Here is an 18679-nt window from a genome sequence, read left to right as displayed (position 1 = left end):
GTGGCGAAGATCGCGCCGCGATGTCCCGGCGCAAATTTCCCCACGCGCATGACATCGCTGTGCCATTCTGGGTGCAGCGGCGCCGCCCAGCGCCCAGCCCGTGCAGCGCCCCAGCACCTGCACACCGGCGAAGGGGAGCAGATCCTCGGGCGGCGTAGTCGTGTTCACGTCGACGCACGCGGGCTGGGGACGGATGTGCGGGCGAGGTGGGCTGATCCATGACCCGGGACAAGGACTTCAAGGCGCTGGTCCGCAGCAGGATGCGCCGGCACAACGAGAGCTATACGACGGCGCGTGCTGCGTTGCTCGTCGGACCACCATCGGAAGACCGGCGGTGGCGCGCGGCCCGGCGGGAACAGCAGCTGATCGTCGCCCGGTGGTTCGACGATGATCAACTCCGCGCGCTGCCCGCGCGGCGCAAGATCCGCGCGGCGGTGTTGCTCGAGGTGCTGTCCCACTTCGTCCCTGGCAGCGACTATCCGGAATCCCAGGTCAGCAGGCGACTGCGTCGGATCCATCCGGATTTCGCCTGTCTGCGCAGGGAACTGGTCGGCCTCGGATATCTGGAACGCAGCGCCTCGGTCTACTGGGTCTGCCGTACGCCGCCGGTCCGGACCGAACTGGAACGCCGCGAACTTCCTGCCTGGGAAGCGATCTGGCTGCCCGCATTCGTCGCCGGGGGAACCGATCGGATCGATCGGGAGGCGTCCTGATGACCGAGCGGATGGCCGAACCGATGATCTGCTGCGACGCGGCGCCGAGGGCCTGATGGTCGATCATGATCTACTCGATCGTGTCGTCGACGGCTGGACCGCCGACAGCCCGCTCAATCCGATCATGGTCGACCATCCGCGGCTGCGGTCCTTCGTGCAGTGGGGCCGGATCACCCGGATGCCGACCGAGCGCGCCCTGATCGACGAGTTGTACGCGATGCTCGGTCAGCTGTTCAGCACCGGCGAGACCATGATCGAGAGTGAGGTCAACGCCCGGCTCGCCACCGTCCATGATGATCCGGCCGAGGCCCGTCGGGCGCTGGTCGATCGCGGACTCCTGGCCCGCGCGCCGGGCAGCGGGATCTATGTGCGCCCCTAGGCCACCTGCGATGGTGCAACGGACGCCCGCAGCGGTGTCAGTGCGGTGCTCCAGGCCTCCACCTGGTCGAGGACCAGGTTGAGCTCACCGGTGTGGGCCTCGGTCGGGTGGAAGACGCTGTAGTTCTCGAATTCGAAGCGCAGATTCAGCGCGACCTGGCGGGAGACGTCGGCGACGCCCAGCTGACCGCAGATCTGCCGCAACTGGAAGGCCGCGCCGTTACCGCCGGCGATGCCGTAGGAGACGAGCCCCGCGGCCTTGTTGCCCCACTCGTGGAAGAGGTAGTCGATCGCGTCCTTCAGCGCGCCCGGGATCCCGTGGTTGTATTCCGCGGTGACGAAGACGAAGCCGTCCAGCCGGTCGATGATCTTGGACCACTGCCAGGTGTGATCATGCTGGTACTGGCGGAACAGCGGCGAGTTGGGTTCGTCCAGGTGTGGCAGGTTCTGATCGGCCAGATCGATCAGCGAGTAGTGGGCGCCGGTCCGGGCCGACGCCGTCGCGGCGACCCAGTCAGCCACTTGCCTGCCGACACGATTGGGTCGGGTGCTGCCGAGGATGATGCCGATGTTGATCATGATTGCCGTCCTTCGAGATGCGGTCGTTCCGGTTCGCCAGCCCGACGACGGCTGGTCGCGAAGTGTCAGGCACGACAACCCGGGTCACAATCCGGACGGCTGCGGCGTCGGAGAAGGTCGAGGACGATCACGAGCAGAGGCAGGCAACCATGGATGAACCGGCGGAGTCGGATCCGGCGGAGCTGCGGACGAGTGTGCTGACCAGCGAACGTCCGGCACTGATCAATCTCTCCTACCGGATGCTCGGTTCGCTGGCCGAGGCGGAGGATGCGGTGCAGGAGGCGTACACCCGCTGGCTGGCGCTGACGCCGGACGAGCGCCGGACGATCAAGTCCCCGGGTGCCTGGCTGAGTACCGTGGTCAGTCGGATCTGCCTTGATCTGTTGGGATCGGCAAGGATCCGCCGCGAACGCTACGTCGGCGAATGGCTGCCCGAGCCGGTGCCGGATCCGCACGAATGGTCGCCCCTGACCTCCACGCCGGCCGATCCCGCGGACCGGATCACGCTCGACGAGTCGGTCGACATGGCGTTCCTGGTGGTGCTGGACGCGATGACTCCGGCCGAGCGTGTCAGCTTCCTCCTGCATGACGTCTTCGGCTACCCGTTCGCCGAGATCGCCGGCATCGTCGGCCGGACCCCGGCGGCCTGCCGGCAACTCGCGTCCTCGGCACGCCGGCGGCTGCGCGGGGCGAGGCCGGTGGAGACCCCGCTGGCCGAACGGGCCGAGGTCGTACGGAAGTTCAAACAGGCCTGGCAGGCAGCCGACATCGAGGCGTTGATCACGTTGCTCGATCCGGCGGTCTCCGCTGTCGCCGACGGCGGCGGACGCGCTCCGGCGCTCAGCCATCCGGTCCACGGGGCCGACGAGGTGGCGCGGTTCCTGGTCGCGCTCGGCGACCGGGTCAGCCGGATGGAGCTGATGGAGCGGACCGTCAACGGCCAACCGGGACTGGTCGCCTGGGAGCACGGACACCCGGTAGCGGTCTACGCCTTCGACCTGTCACCGGCTGCCGGACTCGGTCCGTCCCGGCCCCGGATCGTACGGATGTGGGCCGTCACCAATCCCGAGAAGCTGCGCAGCTGGACCGGTCGTCCCCCTCGCGATTGATAATTTGGACGGGTGTCGATCGATCGTCCCGAGTTGGGGTTCCTGCTCAACCGGCTGCTCCGTGAGGTGATCGAGCGCGAGCAGCCGATCCTGGACCAGCATGATCTCCAGATGTGGGACTACGTGATCATCGCCGCCCTGGGCAGCGGCCCGAGCCCGACCCAGAACGAGCTGGCGGGGATGACCGGCCGTGACAAGACCCGGCTGATCCGCAACCTGGACCGGCTCGAGGAACGCGGGCTGCTGTCCCGGACGCCCGACCCCGGCGATCGACGCAACCGGATCGTCACCCTGACCGCCGACGGACGGCAGGTCCTCGACAGCTGCCGGGCCGGTATCCGCGCCATGGAAGAGGATTTGCTAGCGGGCGCGGATGCCCGTGACCGGGCCGGGTTCGAGAGCGCTCTCGTGGCGCTCACCCGGCCGCCGTCCCGGTAGCTGCCGGGCTCCTCAGCCCAGTACCGGATAGTCTCCGGCAGCCAGGTCCTCGAGCAGGCTCGGGTGCTCGGGCTGCCAGCCGAACCGTTCCCGCGTGACCGCGCTCGACGACGGCTGGTCGAAGGCAAAGACCTGGCCCAGCACGCCGAACTGCTCCGCCGGCACCGCGGCGGCAGGCAGGTCGAGGGCCGTGCCGATCGCCTGGGCCAGGGACAGCATCGTGTCGCCCTCGTCCGCGACGGCGTGCAGCACGGTTCCGGGCTCGGCGTCCTCGAGGGCGATCCGGAAGAGCCGGGCCGCGTCGAGCCGGTTGACCGCCGGCCAGCGCTGCGACCCGTCGCCGACGTAGGCGGAGACGCCGCTCTGCCGGGCGGCGCCGATGAGCATCGAGCAGAAGCCGTACGCCTCCCCGCGCAAGTGCACCGACCGCGGCAGCCGGACGACCGAGGACCGTACGCCCAGGTCCGCCAGGGCGATGACGGCGTTGGCGTTGTGGCCGCGGCCGCCGACCGGGCCCTCGGTGTTGTTGGGATCGGCTTCGGTGGATGGCCGGCCCGGGACCACCGGGGTGCCACCGGCGTGCACGAACGGCTTGCCGGTGCCGGCCAGCACCTCGCCGATGACCCGAACGGCCTGTGCCTCGTCGGCGATGCCCTGCTCGAGATTGCTGAAGTCGTTGCTGAAGGCGAGGTTGATGACGCCGTCGACCTGTTCGGCACCCGCCCGGAGGACGGCCGGGTCGGAGAAGTCGCCGCGCAGCGGCGTGGCGCCGGCGTCGGTGATCCGCTGGGCGGAGGCGTCGGAACGAGCGAGGCCGAGGACCTGATGACCGGCGGCGATCAGCTCGGCGGTGACGGCGGAGCCGATCCCGCCGCTGGCGCCGGTGACGAAGACACGCATGGAAACTCCTGGATGTGATGCGATAGTTGTCCCATCGTAACTCGCGATGGGATAGAAGTCGCATCATGATGGGACAAAGGTCGCATCTCGTAGACTGGCCGCATGCCTCGCTGGGAACCGGACGCACGGGAGCGGCTCGTCGGAGCCGCCCTGATGCTGTTCTCCGAGCAGGGTTACGACGACACCACCGTGGCCCAGATCGCCGAACGCGCCGGGCTGACGAAGAGCACCTTCCACCGGCACTTCCCGGACAAGCGCGATGTGCTGGCCGCCGGTCAGGCGACCTTGTCGAAACTGCTCGCCGAGGGCATCGCGGACGCACCGGCTGACGCGTCGCCGCTTGATGCCGTGGCCGAAGGGCTCCGGCGCGCCGCGGCGGCGTTCCGGCCGGAGATCGCCGCCCAGATCACCGCGGTCGTCGCGACCAGCACTGAGTTGCAGGAGCGCGCCGCCCTCAAACAGGTCGGCATGGCGGCTGCCATGGCCGAGGCCCTCGTTGCCCGCGGAGTCCCGGATCCGGTGGCCAGGCTCGCCGCGGAAATGGGCTCACTGGCCCTCAAGGCGGGATTCGCGGAGTGGGCGCCGAACGCCGACAAGAAGGACATCGGCGCTCTGATGACGGAGCACCTGGAGCGGCTGCGGAAGTCGGCCGCCCAGCTCTGACCCTCGGTCAGCGAAGATCGTCAGTTTGTCGGTGTAATCAGTTGTCGGTGTAATCGGCCAGCGCACGATGAAACCATCCCGGGCCAGCGTCTCAAGGAGTGCGCCCATCGTGAGGATCGGCCGCAACAGCCGCCTCGCCGATATAGCGGTCCGCGCCGTCGATGAAATGAGTGTCGGGGTTCGCCTCGAAGGACTGGTAATCCGGCCACCGGATCCAACAACAGGGCCTCGAACTGTTCGAGTGGTCGGCGACTGTAGTCACTGAGGAACGGCTCTTCCGTCCCATCGGCGTACACGATCTTCTCGGGCAGAGCGAACGCCTCGAAGCCGGCCAACCTGGGCTGCATCGCCTCCAACCACTCCTGGAACATGGCGCCACCGCTCGAGTCGTGGTCGCTCAGGACCGGCTCGAACTCATCCGCGCACGCCACCAATCCGGCACCGACTGCCGCGGATACCGCCGAAGCTCCTCCGCCCAATCCTCAGCCGGAAACTCCTCCGGACCATTGGGCGGCGGCCGGTCAACCGTGAAATCAGGAAACAGCTGCTCACCCTCGATCCGCCCGTAGAACGTGATCCACGTTCCCTCCTCCGGCGTCCAACACGCCGCCTTCAGACTCTGCAACGCACCGATCAACGACTCCGCCGGCTGCAACGGCTCCACCTCACCCGACGGCATCGTCGCCGTGAAACTGCCCGCCAACCCAGCCCCGACCAAACTCGCATGCAGCACCACACTCGCCCACCCCGCCGGCGCCAACTCAGACATCAAGACGGCAACCTCACGCAGGACCTCGTCAGTCGTTGGAGCGTGCACGCTCCAATCCACGACGACGCCCTCCGCAGCCAAGTCGTCGTTGGCGAGCCGGATCATCTCCAACACCCGCGGCGGCGGCTCATCCATGCAAAACAGCTGAATCTGAACGCCACGATCCACTGCCGACCCGGCCATCTGCCGCAACTGCCCCGACCGGATCGCATACACGTAACCGTTCAGCTTCCGCCGGAAATCCTCGACCATCGCCGCCTGATCGCCTCCGGCATACCGACGCTCCTCCGACATCGCCATCACCAAACGACCATCAGGCCCCTCAGCAATCGTGTCCACACTCGACGCATCCGAAACCGCCACCCGACCGTCCTCCCACACCTGCATCGGCAAACCTCTGCATCGGCAAAACCCCTGCCCAAGTCAACCCCGACAGAGTGTCACCCAGCGCCGACACCGGCCGATGTTCAGCTGCGTTGCAGTGCACCGTATTCAGGAAACCGATGCGCCAACTCGCGCTCGAACCGTGCAATCCGCGGTTCGGTGTCGTCGTAAGGATCAGCCTCATGCCCAGCCACCAGGGACCGTGCAATGTCCACGAAGCCCTCCATCAGGGCCAGCACCGTCGTGGAACGGAAGGCCAGACCAGTTGGCCGATGCTCGGGCCCTTCAGCACAATGCTGGAGGAATTCGGTGGGGCTGCGTCGTAGCCGTATCCAGTCGGCCAGGGGCCCATCAACCATCGCGGCGAATTCCTCTGCAGCGGTCCCGAGTGTCGCGTCGTCAGTGACGAGCCAGCTGTGGAAATCTCCGCGCGGACCAAGTAGCGCGCCCTGGCTGACCGTGTCCAGCTCCGACAGCACCCGGTGTCGCCACGTGGGCTCCTCGAACTCCAGCACAGACGAATCGAGCGCATCCTCGGGGAAATGCATGAGAGTGTCGCCTGCCTCACCGCAGAATACGTTTCCGATGCCCGTGACGCTTGCCCCGCCGTATGTGTCCGAGTCGACGGTCAGGGTCCATTCCACGGACATGGGTGGCGCAACGCACGAGCCGGGTGCGACAAACACGTCCTGGAACCCTCGATTCGGACTCCACCCGCGCCTGACGAGCTCCGCCGTGAGCGCGGTCTTCACCTGGGCCTTCAACCGCTTTGTCGGTGTTCTAGCCATCAACACAAATCTACGGGACACCTGCTCGTGCTCGCAGCCCGGCATCCGGCACGATCTCGGTGTTCCATCGGTAGACCTGGACACCGGACACGGGCTGATTGGGCCGCACGCCGTGCTGGCGCAGCAGATCGCGGAGCGCGGCCTGACCCCTCGGGCCGTAGCCAGCAAGAGGCTGTCCCTTGGCATAGTGGTCGTACCCCACCAGCTGGTTGGCTGTGAACTTCGCTCCAGCGTTCATCTTGGACTCGATCAAGACGAGATTCCCGTGCGGATCGACCGCGATGAAGTCGGGCTTGAAGTAGACGTGCGTTCCCGGGATCTTGATCCTCGTCTGCGTACTGATGATCCGGTAGCCACGGTCAATCAGATCCTGCCTCGTCAGCTTCTCGCCGATGCGACCGACGTCGTTCGAGTCCTTGCCGAAGTTGACTTCCGGATGCTTCGCGTCGATCGCATGGGTCCCAGGACCGTAGCCGTGAGCGCTCTCCCATGCGCGGTGGGCCAGACCTTTCGCCAAATGAACGCCGTGGCCGATCCCGCGTGGAGCCGGCGCGGGACTCGGCGTGTGCCCGCCGGCGTTGGGCTGATCAGTACTGAGCTTGTCATCGGGGACATTCGGGATATCGATGTCGGTCTTGTCCAGACCTTTCGTCTCTGCACCGAGGTTCTTGACGGTCGTGCCGAGATCGCCGAGCTCAGTCTTCGTCGCATCGGCGGCGAGTTTGCTGACGTCGGACCCCTTGCCCGCTAGCTCGCCGAGCCGTGCTGCGTCCTCAGCGGTGCGAGCAGCATTGGCTGCCTCCCCGGACTCTTCGGCCGCTTCACTCGCCTTACCTGCTTTCCCGAGCGCCCCGAGCCCTTTTGGTCCGGGAATTGCGAACGTGACAGCATTGGCCAGGACCGAGCCAGCCGTCTGCCATGGATTGTTCTTCCACTTGTCGAATGCGCCGCCGTTCAGGTCGGTGAGCCAGTTCTTGGATGGGTCGTGCTTGAACGGGTCAATGCCGAGCAGCCCGGGTGCGAAGCCGGCGGCGGCCTCGGCACTGGCCGTGAACGACTGACCGACCGGCCCAGGAATCAGGTTCAGGATTGGAGTGAGCGGATCCTCCAGACCCTGGGCGAGGTCCCCCATGCCCTTCCAGGTGTTGAAGAAGGTGGATCCCGAGAAATCCATCGACCAAGCGGTGCTGGCCGAGGTCTGCGTCCAGTGAAACCCGATGAGTGCGCCGAAGCCGTTGATGATGGTGTCGTCGAAGCCGCTCGCCAGTTTCTGGCTCCAAGTTTCCTTTACGTCGACCGTGTTGCCCCACGCCAGGCCGGAGTCATTGTCGGGGATCTCCGTGACGCCGAATCCTCCGGGATTGGACCCGCTCGCGGGAGCGATGTGCTTCGCCCCGTAGATGTCGTAGATAGCGTTGGCGCAGGTACGCTCGGCGGCCAACAACTGCTCTTCCTGGTCGTTGGTCCGGCGGATCAGGTTGTTGTTCTTCTCGACGGTATCCGGGTCGGAATCCCAGTCGACATCCTCGGTGTCAGTTGTGGCGCCACCTACGCCGTAACCACCCGCGTAGGTGTGAGTCTTCTCGACGCTGACTTTGCCGCCATGGATGCCCGCCAGGAACGTCGTGGCGTCGGCCCGGATCTGGACGACCGACTTCTTAACCTTCCGGACATCCTCGGCAAAAGCAGTCAACGCGCGACAGACCGAGCCCAGATCCGTATCGAAGTTGCCGGCAGCCTGCGTCGCAGGATGCATCGCCCCGTACAAAGTCTCCTGCTCCGGAGCCTGGTACGCATTCTTCAACCCCGCCCACTGCTTGGCCACATTGCCAGTGGTGTAGGTGACACTCGAACCAATGCCAGCGATATTGGACGCCGCCGCCTCGATGGCGTCGGGGTCCATGTCATCGCCCGGCATGGTCTTGGTGCTGATCGGACGTGTCATGGCGACTACTTGTTGTTCTTGGTGATCTTGGGAATCTTGCTGATCTTCCCTTGGGCGGCGTTCTTCTGGTACGTCGTCATCATGTCGAGGTCGCCCTCGACATAGGCGGCTGTGGCCGCCGCCGCCCCAGTCAGACAAGCCTCGATATGAGTGATCAGATTGGTCACCGACGTCGACTCATGATCGAACAGCCCCTGCAGCGCCGGCACGATCGCACCGCTCTTGCCACACGCGTTCACAGCGTTGGTTACCTCGCCAGAGAGCGGCTTCAGATCAGTCGACAAACCGTCGGCCGTCGACCCCGTCGACTTCAACACCTTCGCGACCGCATCAGGACGAACATTGTAATGAACCATCGGTCCGCCTCTGTTGAGCTGGCTGGTCTGTTGTTGATCAGGCGATGTTGGCGACGGCGGAACCGGCCTTCTTCAACGCAGCCAGCGCAGTCTCGTCGTTCTGCTGCAACGACTGCCGCAGCAGATTGATGATCGACCGCACCTCAGACGCCTTCGCGTTCCACTGCTGCTCCTTGCCCGCATACTCAGCCGACACACCATCAGCCAGATAGTTGGCCATCGCAGCCTTCACCTGCTGATCCCGAAGCGTCAACAACGCCTCCAACTGATTCGCCACCCGATTGAAATTCGCCTGCGCCTCACCCGAACTATCAGTGTTGAACGCACGATCACCCGGAGCTGCCGTAACCATGATCAAATCCTTCCGTGCTCAGTTGTCCGAAAGTTCCGAGATCTCAGGCGCCGGTCACACCGGAGAACCGGGCCGCATCAAAATTCGCCGACCCCATCAACGCACTGGTCTGCTCATACTGCTGCGCCACACCCTGCGCGAACGCCGAATCCTGACCACCCACACCAGCCAACACCGACCGCAACGCAGCATTCAAACCAGTAGCGATCTCATCGGTATGACCCTCGAACGTGTTGAACGCCGTCCGACCTGCACCCTGGAAATCCTGCCGGATCGGCTCCGCAGCCTGCGCCAACTGACGCACCAAAGCACCGAGATCATCACTATTCGTCGACGTCTGACGAGTCAACGTCGACAGGGTCGTATCACCCATCACATAACGTGCCATCACCACTCCTCACAGACTGGGCTCACAGGTGAGCTATGGACGGACGATAGGACGAAGATGTGCCAACTATCCATACTTGGGCAGCAGATATATGCGAAATACATTCGGCGTTTAGGTATCGATATTTCTATAACTGCACGCCTCAACTGGGCACCGGGACTCGGCGGGAACTGACTTCCTGAACGGAACTTGAGACTGCTATAGACATTTCTATTTCGGTTGCCGACCCCCGCGACCGCCCGCCTTGGTACCGTCTCGCCGTGGAGATCCTGACCAACATCGACGAGCCGGCGCTCACCGATCATTGCGCGCGCAAAGAGTTCTTCTGGCTCGACCTGATCGGCCCGTCAGACGACGACGTCCAGCGGCTCGGCAAGATCCTTGGACTGCATCCGTTGGCGGTGGAGGACACGCTCGCCTTCGGCCAGCGACCGAAGCTGGACGTCTACGACGACCAGGCATTACTCGTCCTGCAGGGCGGCACCGAGGCCGATCCCGAGGAGGACAACCCGCACCCGCTGGAGGAGATCCACTGCTACATCAGCGGAGACTTCGTCGTCACCATCCGCCGCAACGAGTTCGAGGACCTGAGCCGGCTGCGGACGCAGCTGAAGGCGTCCAGCACGACGCACTCCGAGCAGTACTACGTGTATCGCATCATCGACACCATCGTGGACACGTTCTTCCCCGTCCTAGCCGGCCTCGACGATGAGATCAACGATCTCGAGGATGCGATCGTCGCCCGACCCAGCAAGGCCGAGCTCGTCAAGATCTTCGGCCTGAAGCGGCTGCTGCTGAAGATGCGCAAGGCCGTCACACCGATGCGGGACCTGTTCGCCCGGGAGATCGAGACGATCGCCGATCTTGCCGGGCTGGACAAGGACAGCCACGACTACTTCCGCGATGTCTACGACCACCTGATCCGGATCACCGATCTGCTCGACACCTACCACGACCTGGTCAGCGGCTGTACCGACCTGTATATGTCCAATGTCGCGAACCGGCAGGGTGAGGTGGGCAAACAACTCACGGTTGTGGCCAGCGTCTTCCTGCCGTTAAGCTTCCTGACCGGATTCTTCGGAATGAATTTCGACTGGATCGCCGGCAACCTGCTGCACGGCGCTGCGACCTTCTTCATCTTCGGGCTCGGCACCATGGTCCTGTCGGCTGTCGCGATGTGGGCCTGGTTCAAGCACAAGGGCTGGATCGGCGAGGACTGACCGGAGGGGCCCGATCGCCCGGCGCCGTACGTTCTTCGGCAACCCGCAGTTCACGTGCGCCGGTGAGGATGGCGCAGGCTCTCGACCCGAAGGGATGATCATGCGCACGACCCGTGCTTTCGCCGGCACCGCTGCTGCGGCCGCCGTCCTGTTGCTCGCCCCGCCCGCCGCGGCCTTCGCCCACGGCGGCCCGTCCCATCACCACAAACACCCGGCGCTGGACCCGGCCGCCTGCTCGGCGCGCGTCGACGCGGTGAGCTACAGCGACGCGCTCGATAAGAAGCAGGCCTTCGGCGCCGAGGTCAGCGGGCTGTCGTCGCTGGCCTGGGACGCCCGTCAGCACGCCTGGGTCTCGGCGCTGGACAACGACTCGACCACTCCCGAATACCTGTGGACGCTGCGCAACCTGTCCGATCCTGTCGTCGCCCACGCGCCACTGGTGTTCAAGAAGCCCGACGGGGCGCCGTACGACGGGACGACCGCCGACAACGAGGGCCTCGCGGTGCTGCCCGACGGCGACTACCTGGTCAGCTCCGAGGTCGAGCCGTCGATCCGGATCTACAGCCGCAGCGGTCTGCAGAAGGCCTCGCTCCCGGTGCCGGCCCGCTTCGCCGTGACCGGGACGACACCGGCCGGTGAGGCAACCTCCAATGCGACCCTCGAGGGCCTGACGATCACACCGAACGGCAGGACGATCGTCGCCTCCATGGAGGGTGCGCTGTCCGGGGACGTCTCGGCCGACGGCAGCGATGCCACCGCTCACCGCCTGCTCGTCTACACCCAGACCCAGCGTGATCACTACCGGCTGGCCAAGCAGATCGAGTACAAGACCGATCCCGGCATGCGGATCCCGGAGGTCGCCGCCTATTCCAACGACGCGATCGTCGTCGAGGAGGCGGCCTGGACCGCCACCACCGGCAACGAGGTCAACCTGTTCGCCGTCACCGGCCTGGACCGGGCCAAGGACGTCTCCCGGGTCAGCAACTTGAGCGACGCCTCGCCGCGACTGGCTGTCAAGAAGACACCGCTGGCCGACCTGGTCAACTGCCCGACCCTGGGCGCGACCGAGCTGGAGACCCAGACAAATCCGTTGCTGGACAACTTCGAGGGCATGGCCGTCACCGGCAGGCTGCGGGGGCGGGACACCTACGGGCTGTCTCTGATCAGCGACGACAACAACAGCGCCACACAGCGGACCCGGATCCTCAACCTGACGGTCAAGCTGCCCTGACGCCGTGGGCCAGCAGACTTTCGGCCGTGTCCTGGATCGTGTCCTCGATCGGGCGCGGCCAGAAGCCAGCAGCCGTTCGGCTTCGGCGCTGGTGGCCTCGAGATTCAGACCGAGCTGGGGCCGTAGCAGCCGCAGCTGCGGGTTGAGCCGGGCCATCAGCCGGGCGAGCGGCAGCGGCAGTTCGCGGATCGGTGCCTTGGCCGCCCGGTCTCCGAGCCGGTCGCACAGAATCCGGGCGACCTCGACGATGCGCAGGCTACGACCGGCCGAGGCGATCCACTGCTGACCGGCGGCCGCCGGATCGGTCATGGCGCGCAGGTGCAGATCGGCTACATCGCCTACGTCGACCCAACTGGAGCCGAACGGCGGGCAGACCGGCATATCGCCGGTGAGCATGGTCCGGATCGTCCGCAACGACGGCGGATCGTCGGGGCCGAGGACCGAGCCGAGCACCCCGACCGGAGTGGCAACCGGCGACCGCGTCCGCCCGGCCGTCGTCTGTCTGCAGGTCGGCTTCGACGACGCTCAGCCGCGCGTCGTCGAACTCCTCGGCGGCATGCAGTTGTTCCCGCAGCGCCGCTTCGCGGCCGAGACTTCAGACCGTGGTGCGGACGTCGTAGCCGGCCTGCAGCAGAGCGAGCACACACCAGCTTCCAGATGAATCCGGACCCGCCGGTGACGAGTACCTGTTATGCCATCACTTCCTCCTTGAACTGTTCTTGATTGCTCGGCGGGTCAGAGCGACATGCCCGGGACGCGGCGCCGGATGGCTTCGAGCTCGGCCTCGTCGGAGACGCCCTGCCAGTCGTAACGGGGTGTGTACGGGGCCTCGAGGGCGCGCACGTCGTCCTCGGTGAGCTCGACGTCGAGTGAGGCGACGGCGTCGTCGATCTGCTCGATCGACCCGGCGCCGACCAGCGGAGCGGTGACGACGGGCTGGTTGCGCAGCCAGGCCAGCGCAATCTGCGCGCGGCTGACGCCGTGGGCGGCGGCGACCTGTCCGACGGCGTCGATGATGGCCCGGTTGGAGGCCTCCTCGGCCGGCGAGTAGAGCAGGTCGGCGTAGTCGCCGTCGGTCTCCGACCGCGTGGTCGAGCGGGCGTCGTCCCAGGCGCGGGCGAGGCGACCGCGGGCGAGCGGGCTCCAGATGATCGTGCCGACGCCGTTGTCCAGCGCCAGCGGGATCATCTCCCGCTCCTCCTCACGCGCGAGCAGGTTGTAGTGATCCTGCATCGAGACGAAGCGCGCCCAGCCGTTGATCTGCTGCAGGTGCAGCGCCTTGGCGAATTCCCAGGCGTGCATCGAAGATGCGCCGAGGTAGCGGACCTTGCCGGCCTTGACCACGTCGCTGAGCGCCTCGAGGGTCTCCTCCCAGGGCGTGGAGTGGTCGTTGCGATGGATCTGGTAGAGGTCGATGTAGTCGGTGCCGAGCCGCTGAAGCGAATGGTCGACCTCCTGCATGATCGCCTTGCGGGACAGGCCGCGGCCGTTCGGGCCCAATCGCATCGGGTGCCGGATCTTGGTCGCGATCACGACCTCGTCGCGGATCGCGAAGTCATTGAGCGCCCGGCCGAGGATCTCCTCGCTGGAGCCGTTGGAATACATGTTGGCGGTGTCGAAGAAGTTGATGCCGGCGTCCAGGGCGTGCTTGATCAGAGGGCGGGCCTCGGCCTCGCCCTTGGACCAGACCGGGTGGCCGCGGTCCGGTTCGCCGTAGGTCATCGCTCCGATGGCGATGGGAGAGACGTCGAGGCCGGTGGTGCCGAGCTTGGTGTACTGCATGGGGATCGTTTCCTTGGTAACGTGGAGGTCTGCGGAGGATCCTCCGCATGTGTAATCGAATGTAGCGGAGGATCCTCCGCAAGTCAACAAGGCATCATCGACCCATGACCGAGCAGAACCCGACCACCTACGACAAGCAGCGCAGGGCGGCCGCCCGCAACCGGGAGGCGATCATCGAGGCCGCACACCAACTGTTCGTCGAGAATCCGTTGGTGCCGCTCACCGACGTCGCCAAGACCGCGGGGGTGGGGATCGGCACGCTCTATCGGCACTTCCCCACCCGCGACGACCTGATCCTGGCGGCGTACCGGCACGACATCGATCGGCTGATGTCGACAGCAGAGGAGGTGCTGGCCCGCCAGGATTCGGCGAAGGCCGCCTTCATCGAGTGGTTCGAGACGCTGTCGGCCTACATCCGCCCCAAGCACGGCCTCGGCGACGCGCTCCATTCCGCTGCTGCGCAGGAGGCGGTCGCCGAGGCCTGGGGTCCGGCGTCCGCGGCGGTCGCCAAACTGCTCGAGGCCTGCGTGGCAGAAGGCACGGTTGCTCCCGGGCACCGGCCGGAAGACATCATCATGCTGATGAGCTTCCTGTGGCGGGTGCCGAACAACGAGGAGGGCGCCGAGCAGGGTCGCCGGATCATCGGAACCGTCTTCACCGGGCTGCAGAGTCCTCCTGCCGGGCAATAGCTTGCACGATCCTCCGCGACGACCGCTGACCTTTTCAGGCCTTTCGACCGGCGTCGTACGGGCCTGACGACCGGACTGATTGCGACACACTTGGCCGCGTGGTGGACAGGTACCGGGTATGAGTCACCAACCGCCCGGTCCGGATCGGGAGCATGTCTTCCGGTCGTTGTACGAGTCCGTCTATCCGGATCTGCTGCGATTCGTCCAGCGACGCTCCAGTGCGGATCAGGTGGACGATGTCATCGCCGACGCGTGTCTGGTCGTCTGGCGCCGCCTGGACGAACTGCCGGACTCCCGCGACGAAGCCCGGGCCTGGGTCTTCGGTATCACCCGCAATGTCCTGCTCGGCAGGCACCGGGGCGACCGCCGGCGACATGCTCTTGCGGTGCGGCTGGCCGATCCGACGACACCGACCAGGAACGGCACCGATCCGCGCACCGATCCGGCCGCCGATGGCGTGGCCACCCGGATCGACCTGGGACGGGCCTGGCATCGACTGTCCCCCGATCACCAGGAGGCGCTGGCGCTGGCCGTCTTCGAGAGGCTCGCGGCACCCGCGGCCGCCGCCGTGCTCAGCATCTCTCCGGTCGCATTCCGGCTGCGCCTCAGTCGTGCCCGGCGTGCACTCCGCCACCAGCTCGGCACGGGCCCGATCCCGGACGACAAAACCCCGTACGACAGATCAGTCGGCATCCAGGAAAGGAACACCGCATCATGAGGACCCAGGACATCACCGCAACATTGCGATCACTCGACGCGGCTCCGCAGTTCGCCGACACCGACCGCGTGCGCGTCGTTGAGCGGCGGGCGCGGAGCTGGGACCGGATCCAGCGCCTGATCGCGATCGAAGGGCCTGCTCAGCCCCTGAGCCGGCCGCGTAGACGGACTCCACGCCGGATCGGGGTGATCGTGGGCGCCGTGATCGCGGCCGTCGCCGTCGCCGTGGCTGTGCCGTCGGTCGCGGGCGGTGGGGACCGGGCATTCGCCAGTTGGACCCGCGTCCCGAGACCGCTGACGGTCCAGCAGCGTGACGCGGCGGCGTCGGACTGTCGCAGCGCGCTCGCAGGCGGAGCCGGCGCGGACGACAAGACCGATCTCCAGCGGTCGCGGACGGTGATCGCCGAGCGCCGCGGGGTCTGGACCACTGTGCTGCTCGCAGGGGCAGGAGGCTTCTCGGCACTGTGTGTCACCGACGACTCGGCCCACCTCTTCGACAAGGCCATGATCGGATCGGTCGGCACGCCGACCGGGCAGAAGCCGACCGGATCCCGGGATCTGACGGCCACGGATCTGGGAGTCGGCACCATCCGCGGCAAGAGCGCCTCTCTGGCTGCCGGCACCGCCGGAGATGACGTCGTCGCGGTGACCTACGACAGTGCCGTCCGGGGTGCTGTCACCGCGACGGTGTCCGACGGACACTTCGCATTCTGGCTGCCCGGTGACGAGCTCAGGAGTGCAGCCACGTCCGGCGTCACCGTCGAGCTCCGCTACCGAGACGGCAGTACCGGAAGCAGTCGACTGCGACTCTGAACGCCTTCTGCCGACGGTCGACACCATGCGCGTATCGGGGATGTGGCTCCACTCGGAGCGGTGCGCCGCTCAAAGCCGACGAACACCCAGTGACGACTGCCGAGATGCAGCCGCGATTGACGGACTCCGAGCGAGGAACTTTGACGAAGCGGGCCCGGTTCGCGCGGATCGTCAGAACAGCGCCTAGGGCACCCTGCTGCTGAATCTCATGCAGGCTTGGTCCACGCGATCGTGTGGCGGAAGCCGAGCTGGTGTCTCATCACTGCGCCCGGCATGACCTCCACGACGCGCGCTCGCAGTTCATCGAACGCGATAGCGGGATCAGCGACCGGGAAGGGCGGCGGCTGCGGGCCTTGGAGGCTCGGCCACGGATGCTTCACGAAGCCGATCACCGGGTTGGCCACGATCGATGCGACGTCCCACGCGTGGTCGACCGCGCTCTTCGCGGGCGCGAGCCCGACCGCGAGGAATCGCCCGCCCGGGGTGAGCACGCGCCGTACCTGCTCCAGGGCCTCGGCCACATCGAGGTGATGGAGGACGGCGATCATCGTGACCAGGTCGAACGGCCCCGAAAGGTCGCCCCAGAAACCGTGATGAATCGTCACGTTAGGTAGACCGGCGCTTCGGCTCGCGGCAGCCCGGCGCATCTCCTCGTCGACGTCGTTGCCGTACACAGACGCGAAGTGCGGGGACAGCGCAGCCAGCAGTTCTCCTCGACCACAGCCCACGTCCAAAGCAGCTCGACGCTGGTCGGGCAGGTTGACCAAGATCCAGCTGTGGAAGTGGTCGTTGTGGCTCCAGGGATGGCGAGCGTTCAACCGAGCCATGCGCGTCAAGAAGGCGCCTCCAGCGAACTGCTCCGCGAATCGTCTCAATGCCATGACGACCATTCTGCGCAGTTCTCACCACCAGACCCCGTCGGACGCGGCGGCATGAGGCCGGGCCGCAACACCGGCGAATCAGACACGAAAGTCGACAGCACGAGCAGATCTGGACGACGACTGCGCGCCGTCGAAATCCGCTTCATCTCGACGACAGCGACGTCGGCGTCACTGATGCATGTCGATGAAGCGCGAATAGTGGCCCTGGAAGGCGACGGTGATCGTCTTGGTCGGCCCGTTGCGGTGCTTGGCGACGTCGAAGTCCGCCTCCCCGGCTCGCTCGGACTCCTTGTCGTAGATGTCCGGCCGGTTGAGCAGGATCACCATGTCGGCGTCCTGTTCGAGCGATCCCGATTCGCGAAGATCGGACAGCATCGGCTTCTTGTCACCGCCACGGGTCTCGGGACCACGGTTGAGCTGGGCGAGCGCGACCACCGGGAGCTCGAGCTCCTTGGCCAGCAACTTCAACTGACGCGAGAATTCCGAGACCTCGACCTGGCGGGACTCGACCTTCTTGCCCGAGGTGAGCAGCTGCAGGTAGTCGATGATCACCAGCTTGAGATCGTGCCGCTGCCGCAACCGCCGGGCCTTCGCTCGGATCTCCATCATGGTCAGGTTCGGCGAATCGTCGATGAACAAGGGCGCCTCGGCGACATCGCCCATCTTCTTGGCCATCCGCTGCCAGTCGTCGTCGCTCATCTTGCCGTTGCGGATGTGGTTGAGCGGGATGCTCGCCTCCGCTGACAGCAGCCGCATCACGATCTCGATCTGGCTCATCTCCAGCGAGAAGATCGCCGAGGCCAGTCCGTGCTTGATCGACGCAGCCCGAGCAAGATCAAGGCCCAGAGTGCTTTTGCCGAGCCCAGGTCTCGCGGCAATGATGATCATCTGACCCGGATGCATGCCGTTGGTGAGCTCGTCGAGATCGGCGAATCCGGTCGGCACGCCGGCCAGCTGGCCGCCTCGGGAGCCGATCGCCTCGATCTCGTCCATCGTGGGCTGCATCAGCTCCGACAGCGATTTGTAGTCCTCGCTGGTTCGCTTGTCGGTGACCGAATAGACCTCGGCCTGGGCCCGGTCGACGATGCCGTCGACATCGCCCTCGGCCGCGTACGACATCTGGCCGATCCGGATCGATGCGTCGACCAGCCGCCGCAGGATTGCCTTCTCCCGGACGATCTCGGCGTAGTAGCCGGCGTTGGCGGCGATCGAGACGCTGGCCAGCAGGTCGTGCAGATAGGGCGCACCGCCGACCCGGCCGATCGCACCGCGGCGGGTCAGCTCGGCGGCCACCGTGATCGCGTCGGCCGGTTCCCCGCGGCCGTAGAGATCCAGGATCGCGTCGTAGACCAGTTCGTGGGCGGGACGGTAGAAGTCGGAGCCCCGCAGGACCTCGACGACGTCGGCGATCGCGTCCTTGCTCATCAGCATGGCCCCGAGCACCGACTGCTCGGCCAGGAGGTCCTGCGGAGGCGTCCGATCGACTGCGCCCGCGGCCTGGCGTGGCTCATCGTTGCCGAACGGCGAACTGACCTCAGCAAGGCTCACGACCAACTCCTCCACTCACACTCGCCGGCATGACCC

The 18679-nt window shown here is 66.1% G+C and carries 22 protein-coding genes; 11 read left to right on the top strand and 11 right to left on the bottom strand.

The genetic code is table 11. From position 1 onward, the window contains the following. Positions 1–218 precede the first annotated feature (218 nt). Both IEY07_RS16070 and IEY07_RS16065 read left to right on the top strand, forming a co-directional pair. Positions 219–713, top strand: coding sequence for a DUF2087 domain-containing protein (locus IEY07_RS16070; RefSeq protein WP_188896405.1), 495 nt, complete (start codon positions 219–221; stop codon positions 711–713). A gap of 55 nt (positions 714–768) precedes the next feature. After that, positions 769–1092: a DUF2087 domain-containing protein gene (locus tag IEY07_RS16065; RefSeq protein ID WP_188896404.1), complete on the top strand. Its 324-nt coding sequence runs from the start codon at positions 769–771 to the stop codon at positions 1090–1092. On the opposite strand, the gene IEY07_RS16060 is transcribed toward IEY07_RS16065, so the two are convergent. After that, entirely contained in the window at positions 1089–1670 is a 582-nt protein-coding gene (locus tag IEY07_RS16060; RefSeq protein ID WP_188896403.1) for an NADPH-dependent FMN reductase, read from the bottom strand. The two genes, IEY07_RS16065 and IEY07_RS16060, sit on opposite strands and share 4 nt — an antisense overlap. A gap of 149 nt (positions 1671–1819) precedes the next feature. Between IEY07_RS16060 and sigJ the strand changes: the two genes are divergently transcribed. Further along, complete coding sequence (sigJ, locus tag IEY07_RS16055) at positions 1820–2779, top strand: RNA polymerase sigma factor SigJ (protein ID WP_188896506.1); 960 nt, start codon at positions 1820–1822, stop codon at positions 2777–2779. Between the two features lie 12 nt (positions 2780–2791). Further along, on the top strand, positions 2792–3217 hold the full coding sequence (locus tag IEY07_RS16050) for a MarR family winged helix-turn-helix transcriptional regulator (RefSeq protein WP_229670176.1): 426 nt from the start codon (positions 2792–2794) through the stop codon (positions 3215–3217). A gap of 12 nt (positions 3218–3229) precedes the next feature. On the opposite strand, the gene IEY07_RS16045 is transcribed toward IEY07_RS16050, so the two are convergent. Further along, positions 3230–4117, bottom strand: coding sequence for an SDR family oxidoreductase (locus IEY07_RS16045; protein ID WP_188896402.1), 888 nt, complete (start codon positions 4115–4117; stop codon positions 3230–3232). A gap of 102 nt (positions 4118–4219) precedes the next feature. Here IEY07_RS16045 and IEY07_RS16040 point away from each other — a divergent pair, with 102 nt between their 5' ends. Next, the gene (locus tag IEY07_RS16040; protein WP_188896401.1) at positions 4220–4780 is read left to right on the top strand and encodes a TetR/AcrR family transcriptional regulator; all 561 of its coding nucleotides are present in this window, start codon (positions 4220–4222) and stop codon (positions 4778–4780) included. 397 nt (positions 4781–5177) lie between these two features. On the opposite strand, the gene IEY07_RS16035 is transcribed toward IEY07_RS16040, so the two are convergent. The 6 genes from IEY07_RS16035 to IEY07_RS16010 all read right to left on the bottom strand — a co-directional run bounded on the left by IEY07_RS16035 (position 5178) and on the right by IEY07_RS16010 (position 9762). Further along, positions 5178–5936 (bottom strand): DUF6572 domain-containing protein, encoded by a 759-nt coding sequence (locus tag IEY07_RS16035; protein WP_188896400.1) that lies wholly within the window; start codon positions 5934–5936, stop codon positions 5178–5180. Between the two features lie 80 nt (positions 5937–6016). Beyond that, positions 6017–6481: a hypothetical protein gene (locus IEY07_RS16030; protein WP_188896399.1), complete on the bottom strand. Its 465-nt coding sequence runs from the start codon at positions 6479–6481 to the stop codon at positions 6017–6019. A gap of 250 nt (positions 6482–6731) precedes the next feature. Continuing rightward, positions 6732–8639, bottom strand: coding sequence for an NERD domain-containing protein (locus tag IEY07_RS16025; protein ID WP_188896398.1), 1908 nt, complete (start codon positions 8637–8639; stop codon positions 6732–6734). Between the two features lie 32 nt (positions 8640–8671). Next, the gene (locus tag IEY07_RS16020) at positions 8672–9022 is read right to left on the bottom strand and encodes a DUF6507 family protein (protein ID WP_188896397.1); all 351 of its coding nucleotides are present in this window, start codon (positions 9020–9022) and stop codon (positions 8672–8674) included. Between the two features lie 37 nt (positions 9023–9059). Next, a complete protein-coding gene (locus tag IEY07_RS16015) occupies positions 9060–9374 on the bottom strand; it encodes a pore-forming ESAT-6 family protein (RefSeq protein ID WP_188896396.1) in 315 nt (104 codons plus the stop codon). 43 nt (positions 9375–9417) lie between these two features. Beyond that, positions 9418–9762 (bottom strand): hypothetical protein, encoded by a 345-nt coding sequence (locus tag IEY07_RS16010; protein WP_229670175.1) that lies wholly within the window; start codon positions 9760–9762, stop codon positions 9418–9420. Between the two features lie 260 nt (positions 9763–10022). Here IEY07_RS16010 and corA point away from each other — a divergent pair, with 260 nt between their 5' ends. From corA to IEY07_RS15995, 3 genes are all read left to right on the top strand, one after another. After that, positions 10023–10982 (top strand): magnesium/cobalt transporter CorA, encoded by a 960-nt coding sequence (corA, locus tag IEY07_RS16005; RefSeq protein ID WP_188896395.1) that lies wholly within the window; start codon positions 10023–10025, stop codon positions 10980–10982. Between the two features lie 100 nt (positions 10983–11082). Then, positions 11083–12213, top strand: a complete 1131-nt coding sequence (locus IEY07_RS16000; RefSeq protein WP_188896394.1) for an esterase-like activity of phytase family protein — start codon at positions 11083–11085, stop codon at positions 12211–12213. Between the two features lie 388 nt (positions 12214–12601). Further along, entirely contained in the window at positions 12602–12874 is a 273-nt protein-coding gene (locus IEY07_RS15995) for a hypothetical protein (protein ID WP_188896393.1), read from the top strand. A 74-nt stretch (positions 12875–12948) separates the two neighbouring features. Here IEY07_RS15995 and IEY07_RS15990 read toward each other — a convergent pair whose 3' ends face one another. Next, complete coding sequence (locus tag IEY07_RS15990) at positions 12949–13995, bottom strand: aldo/keto reductase (RefSeq protein WP_188896392.1); 1047 nt, start codon at positions 13993–13995, stop codon at positions 12949–12951. Between the two features lie 104 nt (positions 13996–14099). Here IEY07_RS15990 and IEY07_RS15985 point away from each other — a divergent pair, with 104 nt between their 5' ends. The 3 genes from IEY07_RS15985 to IEY07_RS15975 all read left to right on the top strand — a co-directional run bounded on the left by IEY07_RS15985 (position 14100) and on the right by IEY07_RS15975 (position 16214). Then, a complete protein-coding gene (locus tag IEY07_RS15985) occupies positions 14100–14684 on the top strand; it encodes a TetR/AcrR family transcriptional regulator (protein ID WP_188896391.1) in 585 nt (194 codons plus the stop codon). 118 nt (positions 14685–14802) lie between these two features. Continuing rightward, on the top strand, positions 14803–15402 hold the full coding sequence (locus tag IEY07_RS15980; protein ID WP_188896390.1) for an RNA polymerase sigma factor: 600 nt from the start codon (positions 14803–14805) through the stop codon (positions 15400–15402). Further along, positions 15399–16214 carry a hypothetical protein gene (locus IEY07_RS15975; RefSeq protein ID WP_188896389.1) on the top strand — a complete coding sequence of 272 codons (816 nt, stop codon included), beginning with the start codon at positions 15399–15401 and terminating at the stop codon, positions 16212–16214. The genes IEY07_RS15980 and IEY07_RS15975 overlap by 4 nt, the downstream gene beginning before the upstream one ends. A gap of 206 nt (positions 16215–16420) precedes the next feature. On the opposite strand, the gene IEY07_RS15970 is transcribed toward IEY07_RS15975, so the two are convergent. Both IEY07_RS15970 and dnaB read right to left on the bottom strand, forming a co-directional pair. Then, positions 16421–16981, bottom strand: coding sequence for a class I SAM-dependent methyltransferase (locus IEY07_RS15970; RefSeq protein WP_229670174.1), 561 nt, complete (start codon positions 16979–16981; stop codon positions 16421–16423). A gap of 282 nt (positions 16982–17263) precedes the next feature. Continuing rightward, the gene (dnaB, locus tag IEY07_RS15965) at positions 17264–18643 is read right to left on the bottom strand and encodes a replicative DNA helicase (RefSeq protein ID WP_188896388.1); all 1380 of its coding nucleotides are present in this window, start codon (positions 18641–18643) and stop codon (positions 17264–17266) included. Positions 18644–18679: the final 36 nt, after the last annotated feature.

The sequence above is a fragment of the Microlunatus endophyticus genome, assembly GCF_014646195.1.
Classification (GTDB): Bacteria; Actinomycetota; Actinomycetes; order Propionibacteriales; family Propionibacteriaceae; genus Microlunatus; species Microlunatus endophyticus.
This window is presented reverse-complemented; position numbering and strand designations above follow the sequence as displayed.